The 7,354-nt window shown below is 35.9% G+C and carries 6 protein-coding genes and 3 pseudogenes; 5 read left to right on the top strand and 4 right to left on the bottom strand.

The annotated features are described in order from the left end of the window. Window positions 1-488: 488 nt before the first annotated feature. On the top strand, window positions 489-1,733 hold the full coding sequence (gene ltrA, locus L634_RS0127660) for a group II intron reverse transcriptase/maturase (protein ID WP_026585188.1): 1,245 nt from the start codon (window positions 489-491) through the stop codon (window positions 1,731-1,733). 79 nt (window positions 1,734-1,812) lie between these two features. After that, window positions 1,813-2,400: pseudogene (locus L634_RS31960) on the top strand (group II intron maturase-specific domain-containing protein); the annotation flags it as partial. 162 nt (window positions 2,401-2,562) lie between these two features. Here the strand turns inward: L634_RS31960 and L634_RS0127650 are convergent. Further along, complete coding sequence (locus tag L634_RS0127650) at window positions 2,563-3,369, bottom strand: cupin domain-containing protein (protein ID WP_026585187.1); 807 nt, start codon at window positions 3,367-3,369, stop codon at window positions 2,563-2,565. A gap of 306 nt (window positions 3,370-3,675) precedes the next feature. Between L634_RS0127650 and L634_RS31955 the strand changes: the two are divergent. The 3 genes and pseudogenes from L634_RS31955 to L634_RS0127630 all read left to right on the top strand — a co-directional run. Beyond that, window positions 3,676-4,116, top strand: a pseudogene (locus L634_RS31955) (ferritin family protein); the annotation flags it as partial. 347 nt (window positions 4,117-4,463) lie between these two features. Then, on the top strand, window positions 4,464-5,057 hold the full coding sequence (locus L634_RS0127635; protein WP_084029044.1) for a peroxiredoxin: 594 nt from the start codon (window positions 4,464-4,466) through the stop codon (window positions 5,055-5,057). Window positions 5,058-5,282: 225 nt separating this feature from the next. Continuing rightward, window positions 5,283-5,705, top strand: coding sequence for a DUF5661 family protein (locus L634_RS0127630; protein ID WP_198029842.1), 423 nt, complete (start codon window positions 5,283-5,285; stop codon window positions 5,703-5,705). A gap of 699 nt (window positions 5,706-6,404) precedes the next feature. Here L634_RS0127630 and L634_RS32350 read toward each other — a convergent pair. The 3 genes and pseudogenes from L634_RS32350 to L634_RS34515 all read right to left on the bottom strand — a co-directional run. Then, window positions 6,405-6,719, bottom strand: coding sequence for a tyrosine-type recombinase/integrase (locus L634_RS32350; protein WP_026585183.1), 315 nt, complete (start codon window positions 6,717-6,719; stop codon window positions 6,405-6,407). A gap of 203 nt (window positions 6,720-6,922) precedes the next feature. Then, window positions 6,923-7,216: a phage integrase SAM-like domain-containing protein gene (locus L634_RS35035; RefSeq protein ID WP_026585182.1), complete on the bottom strand. Its 294-nt coding sequence runs from the start codon at window positions 7,214-7,216 to the stop codon at window positions 6,923-6,925. Continuing rightward, window positions 7,167-7,354: pseudogene (locus tag L634_RS34515) on the bottom strand (site-specific integrase); the annotation flags it as partial. The gene L634_RS35035 and the pseudogene L634_RS34515, both read right to left, overlap by 50 nt.

The raw sequence follows: 7,354 nt of genomic DNA, 5'->3' as shown, positions 1-7,354 counted from the left end.
AAGATGAGAGTAGGCCTCTCGCAATCGCTATACAGGTAGAGATTGCAAACCACCTTAAGGTGCTGTAGTCAAAAGCTATGGTATTGAGCGTTAAGGAAAAGGCAAAGCAAGACTTTGTCAGGTACATATTAAGGAGACGAAAACCATTGAACCGCTGATGAAGTATCGAAAGCGTAGAGATGTCATCAAAACTGAGGGGGAGTCGTTAACTCAGGATAAGTTCGGAGGAAACCTGTTTACTGTCCGTTCGGTGACCGGTATAAAGGCGGCGTGAACTTAATATAGGCTCGAGTGTGGAACGTGGGAACCTACGACATGGATGTCAAGGGAGAAATTCAAGTGGAAGCCCCACAAGAATCAGAGTACCAATGCCATGTATAGGGGCGGAATAACTCGTAGTAGCTATGAAACTTCCTAACGGAAGTGGAGCAAAGGGGTTATGTTATTCAGTTTTATAAACAAGTCAACCATCTTAATGGGAGGAACTTATGAATAAAACAAAGCCATATGCGATATCTAAAAAGGTAGTTTATGAAGCCTTTCTAAGAGTAAAAGCAAACAAAGGATCAGCTGGAATTGACGAAGAGTCAATAGAAGAATTCGAAATGAATCTAAAAGATAATCTCTATAAAATATGGAACAGAATGTCCTCAGGAAGCTACTTTCCTCCAGCAGTTAAAGCTGTAGAGATACCGAAGAAAGCTGGTGGTACAAGGACACTAGGGATTCCAACTGTTGCAGATAGAATTGCGCAAATGGTTGTAAAACTGTATTTTGAACCCTTGGTAGAGCCCTTCTTTCACGAGGATTCGTACGGGTATAGGCCAAACAAAAGTGCCATTCAAGCATTAGAGATAACCCGCAAAAGGTGTTGGAAATACAATTGGGTTCTAGAATTCGATATTAAAGGCTTATTCGACAATATTGATCATGAATTACTAATGAAAGCAGTGGAAAAGCACACAAATATTAAATGGGTAAAACTATATATTAAAAGATGGCTAAAGGCGCCTTTTCAAACAAAAGAAGGTGTAACAGAACGCACTTCTGGCACACCGCAAGGTGGAGTCATAAGTCCTGTTCTTTCCAACTTATTTCTACATTATACATTTGATAAATGGATGACAATTAACCATCCTAACAATCCATTTGCGAGATATGCGGATGACGCAGTCATCCACTGTAAATCAGAAACTGAAGCAATGAGATTGTTTGAATCCTTAAATAAGAGGATGAATGAATGTCAACTTGAACTACATCCGACCAAAACACGCATCGTGTATTGTAAAGATGACGATAGGAAAGATGAGTATGGAAACATTTCGTTTGATTTTCTTGGATATACGTTCAGACCAAGACGTTCGAAGAATAGATGGGGAAAGCATTTTATGAACTTTACACCTGCCATTAGTAACAAATCAAAGAAATCAATTCGGCAAAAAGTAAGGGACTGGAAACTACAGTTGAAAGCTGAAAAGGACCTAGCGGACCTCTCGAATATGTTTAACTCAAAGATAAAAGGTTGGATTAACTACTATGGTAAGTTCTACAAATCTGAAATGTACTCAACATTAAGGCGTATCAACAAAGCCTTAATTATGTGGGCACGAAAGAAATATAAAAGGTTAGCTCGGCATAAGAAAAGAGCGGAATATTTTATGGGTAGAATTGCAAAACAAAATCCCAGACTCTTTAAGCACTGGGAATTAGGTATCAAGCCTACGGCTGAATAATAGGAGCCGGATGAGCTGAGAGGTTCACGTCCGGTTCTGAGAGGGACTACTGGGGAGGTTCCAGTGGTCTACTTGCCGTAATATTTACATGAAATCGAAGAAAGCTGGAGAACGAGTGATGAACTCGATTACATGCTTCATTGAGCAGAAATTAAAGCTTAAAGTAAATAGAGAAAAATCAGCGGTTGATCGCCCGTGGAAACGAAAGTTCCTTGGCTTTAGCTTTACGTTTAATAAGATACCGAAGGTTCGAATAGCAAATGAAAGTATCAAAAGGCTTAAAGCTAAAATAAGGGAGTTAACCTCCCGTTCTAAACCAATTCCTATGGAAGTTAGAATCGAGAAACTAAATCAATATCTAACGGGATGGTGTGGATATTTTGCATTGGCTGATACACCAAGTAAATTTAAAGAATTCGATGAGTGGATTAGAAGAAGACTTCGTATGATTGAATGGAAACAATGGAAGAAACCGAGGACAAGAGTAAGAAAACTCAAAGGTCTAGGTGTCACTGACCAAAAGGCATACGAATGGGGAAACTCCCGAAAGAAATATTGGAGAATAGCCTCTAGTCCAATCCTACACAAAACCCTCGATAACTCTTACTGGAGTAATCGAGGACTCAAAAGTCTATATCAAAGATATGAATTTCTACGTCAAACTTAATTGAACCGCCGTATACCGAACGGTACGTACGGTGGTGTGAGAGGTCGGGGGGTTAGTCACCCCCTCCTACTCGATTGTTAATCTAACGTTTTGTGTTTATTTAATGTAGAAATAACAGGTGGTCGCAAATGAACAATTAGCTATATTCTATTTTCTCTATTTCTACATATATTTGCTTTGCTGAAGAAGTTTGGATTCTCCTGTACGTTCCCATTCTTCAACTGTTTCATATGCTTTTTCAGGAGAATAGCCTTTCCCTACAAGAACCCCCATTAAAATAAATTCTTGAAGTATGTGTGTAGCATTTATTCCTCTTTTAACATCCTCTAGCCCTTCTTTGACCAAAAATTCTGTGTACTGGACCCATTCATCTGGAGTTCTGCCAAAAATAACTGTATTTCCATTGCCATGACCGTAGCCTTCTTCCGCAGCCACTGCATCTGCTTTGGTAACATGAACAGTCCCAAATGGATGGTTAGGAGGAGCATATATCGAGTAAAGTTTTAGCGGGATATTCCCTGTATTAGTTAGATTATGCCATGTTCCAGCTGGTATAAATATTGCAGAATCATCATACACATTTCTTTCAAAGTTTAAATTATTTTTACTCTTTCCCATTTGTACAATCCCTTGACCTTGTTCAACACGTAAGAATTGATCCACATCAGGGTGCATTTCCAATCCGATATCTTCACCAACATTGAGGCTCATTAATGTGACTTGCAAATGGTTTCCTGTCCAAATTGCAGTACGATACGTGTTGTTTTGTTTGGTGGCCTCATTGATATTTATAACAAATGGGTTTGCTCCATAATCTTTTAATACGTTTCTGCTATCACCATAAAAAGACCGATAAGAACTGAAAGCCAACTCATTAGGAAGAGCCCAATAACCAGTAGGATTTCCGTAAGTATGCGTTGGTGTATCTCCATAATAAGGATATTGATACGTATAGGGCACATAGTACATTTTCCTCAATCCCTTCATATTATTTATTATTAATAAATTATCTTATGTACGGTAGAAGAGGAATGTACTTATTAATGTTAAATGACCTCTTCGAGTATCCAAGGTACATTTCGATTCCTTTTATATACACTATTAGGAGAATAACTTGGAATTTAGGAGCACGATGATGAGCCACAACAACTGCTCAGCAGCAGGAAAATAATTTAAGAGGTGAAAATACAATCAATGTATGCGAAAAATTTTTACTCCTATAATCAACCACCTTATCATAATTTGCAACAATCATTAGAAAGACAAAATGCTAACGACTATGGAGCCAAAGGGGCTTTGAATGCCCCAACATTAATTTTACCTCAGATGCTAACTTATGCTTTACAAGATGAATTCCTTGCTCAGGCTAGGTATAATAATATTCTTTTAAACTTTGGTTATATACGTACATTTGCCCGAATCCAAGAGGCTGAATTGAGGCATATTAGTGCGTTACTTCCTCTTTTTGAACGATATCAAGTACCTATTCCAGAAGATATTTCAAGGAAGTTTGTTACTACCGCAGAAACAATAAAAAACGCTTTTGCTTTTGGAGTACAAGGTGAGATAGAGAATATAAGTATGTATAATAAATTTCTTTCTTTAAATCTTCCAACGGATGTAAGAACAGTATTTACACAGTTAAGAAATGCATCATTGAACCATTTGGATGCATTCGAAAGAGGTCTAGCCCGAAGTTATGTTTGGAAAAAATAGTTTCCTTTGTGAGCCTAAAGGTAATTTTCCGATAAAATTCATATAAAGTGGATAACCTTCCTTTGAGGGTTATCCAAAATTATTTTAATGAAATAAATTGATTACATATTCCTTTTCCACTATATGACTCCGACCATTAGGGGTCTGGATTGTAACGATTACTTAAACTAGTGGGTGTATTACTGGACAACATAATGCCCTTATTCTTATTCGACTAAGGGAGCAGGTTAGCTCAGCAAGGAGTTTAATAAGGGATATACAGGGTCGAAAATTTTAGATACACCAACAATTTGTCTAATACATATGGATAAATGAGTTCAACTTTTTGATAAGGAGGACATTGTCATATGTATGAGGACTGTGTACAATCATTTTGTGCACAAACAACTGATATAGCACCACTGTTTGTGGCAGAAGCTTACGACAATGTAGAAAAGAAAATTAAAGAAATTCGACTAGAAAGTTATCGTGGAAAATGGTTGATCTTATTTTTTTATGCAAGTGATTTTACTTTTGTTTGACCGACAGAGTTGGCAGCGGTCGCTGTTATTTATAATCAACTGAGATTCCTAAATACAGATGTACTTGCAATAAGTACAGACAGTGTGTATTCTCATAAAGTTTTTACTGAGGTGTCTCCTTCTGCTTCTCAGGTGACGTTTCCACTATTAAGTGACCTAACACATAAAATTAGTAAAGCATACAGAGTGTTAAATGAAAAAACTAGGTCTACATTCAGAGCAACCTTCATAATAGATCCAGAAGGAACGATTGTTACCAAATTCGTAAATCCACCGGAAGTTGGTCGAAATGTTTACGAGATATTAAGGGTAATTAAAGGGATACAATATAGTAGAAGAACTGGGGAAGGAGTCCCTGCTAATTGGGTACCAGGTCAATCTGGAATTATTAGAGATCCAAAGTACATTGGTAGAATTTAAGGGCTACCCAATAATTGTATTTAAATAAAAGTGAGTTATTATTATTATACTTTTTCGGCTTCATCGGTAGCGATTCTTTAATTTGTCAAGTATAGGGTGCGTTGATTCAAGAAGGATTAACGCTTCTTCTCATTAATTTATTGTACTAACGGTATAGTTTAGATTAATAAGCCAAGTCGTATTTTTTGTGAATTTATTGCTTGTTTAATTTTAGGAGTGAATTATATGTACTACTATAATAATTTTCCGTATATGAATCAGTACCCTAATTATTCTAACTATTGTACGAATTTTACTCATTTATCAAATAGAAATTTACTTAACAATTATCCAACTAGGTTTACAACAAATTTTATTGCTTCGAATAGTTTAAATAGGGGCAGAACTAGCTTTTCAAAAGAGGAAGCAGCAGCAATAGCTTTACTTTTAGGTATTGACTTTACTAACAGTAAGTTTGATTTAGATGAGTTTTGGATGGGAGTAAATACTGAACTTGAACACGGGAAACAATCCAGCCAAACTAATGTTACTGGGGATGACCCACTAATTACGGGGAAAATTGCATTGGCTCATCTTAACGAGTTTCCTGATTATTATAAAAGATTAAAAGTTCTTGAGGAGGAAGCAAAATCATATTGGAACAAATAATTCCCCCATTAGAAATTTATATTTTTTGTATATAAACAAAAATTTTTGATTTGCGTAATACAATTCATCAGTTTAATGGTGTTATTGTGAAGAATTACACTTAAAGAAACGGGTGCTTTAGTTGAATAAGAAATCAAAATGAGGGCAAGTAATTAGATGTTGACGAATTGTTGACGAAAACGGTCAACAACGGTCCTTTTTAAACCTAAAGAAACAAACTTCATTCCTTCCGAAGCCTTGATATTTAAGGGATATTCCATAATAACTTTATTGCTTCCGTGACTGTTTGCCACTTTGACAGGGGAGAGGTCGCTGGTTCAAACCCAGTCGGAATCATATGTCACCACTCATTATAAATGATCTAAAACAAGTCTGAATAGAAGTATAAGAATTGCAAGTGAGAATTCCAATGTGAGAGGACTTACTATTTCTCTACAAACATTATGAAAATATATAGCAATAGGGTATGGGAAAGTCTACTTTTACTCTACCCACTTTTTGCCCATCTTTGCCCATATTTTCACTTTTTTATATTTCGAATAGAAAGTAAAAATATCAATATATCAAAGTTTGATTTCTTTTATTTTCTTCTATTATATAGTCTGATTACTCTACTTATGAAATGGAAAAGATGTTCAAACGTGTGATGTAGACGGATTTGTGGCAAGGAGAATTTCTCCTTGCCCACTTTTTGCCCATTTATGTTAAATATGACTCTAGTTTTAGTAAATTTTCATTTTCATATTTTTTTGTAATATGAACATAGACATCGGCCGTCATATTGATAGTTAAATGCCCTAATCGTTCACTAACAAACTTTAGATCTGCTCCACTTTCCAGCAGCATAATTGCGTGAGTGTGACGCAATCCATGCGGGGAAATGTGGGGGAGGTTTGTTTTTGCTTTTTTTAAAATAGAATCAATCGTCTTGTTGACTCCGTATTCTCCAATTTCTTTTCCGTTTGGGGACCTTACTAAGAACTCTGATTTATGGTAATCGGCACCATGTTTCATTTTATTTTTCTTTTGCCATAATTGATATTGCTTTAAATCAGCAATTAAAGTATTATCGATCCCAATTGTGCGATTACTTGATTTGGTTTTTTGGTGTTTTTCACACCATTATCACTTCTCGTTTTTGTGATGGAAATGGTTTTATTTTCAAAATCAACATCCTCCCATTTTAAGGCTAACATTTCACCTTTTCACATTCCTGTTCAGAGCAAAATCGATGTGACTATATAATGATGATATGGAGATTTTTTAGCTGTATCCATGAAGATTTCTACTTCATCTCTTGATAAATAATTGATTTTTTCTTCATCCTCAACTTTGATCGATATCCCTTGATACTTATTATGTGTAACCATTTCTAGTTCAACAGCTTTATTGATTGCNGTACAAAAAATAGAATGAATCGTCTGAATGGTTTTTTTAGCGTATCCTTTTTCAACTAAGGTATTAATAAATTTTTGATATTCTATCCGTGTTAACTGCGCATTGGGCTCCATAAATTTCTAACCATTCTGTAAGCCAATCCTTTAGTATAGTTTCGCTATTCGCAATAACAGAATGTTGCCGGAGATAAAACTTTTTCTCCACTTCAGCAGCTTCAATCTGTGCCTCTTTTTTCGTTCTAAATCCACTTT

Source organism: Bacillus sp. J33, assembly GCF_000518885.1.
Lineage (GTDB): Bacteria > Bacillota > Bacilli > Bacillales > Cytobacillaceae > Cytobacillus.
The sequence above is the reverse complement of the archived record's forward strand: the minus strand, read 5'-3'. Positions and strand labels throughout refer to the sequence as shown.

Coding starts and splice junctions, on each gene's coding strand:
- L634_RS0127630 (WP_198029842.1), top strand. CDS start 5,283: ATGTACTACTATAATAATTTTCCGTATATGAATCAGTACCCTAATTAT.
- L634_RS32350 (WP_026585183.1), bottom strand. CDS start 6,719: ATGAAACATGGTGCCGATTACCATAAATCAGAGTTCTTAGTAAGGTCC.
- ltrA (WP_026585188.1), top strand. CDS start 489: ATGAATAAAACAAAGCCATATGCGATATCTAAAAAGGTAGTTTATGAA.
- L634_RS0127650 (WP_026585187.1), bottom strand. CDS start 3,369: ATGTACTATGTGCCCTATACGTATCAATATCCTTATTATGGAGATACA.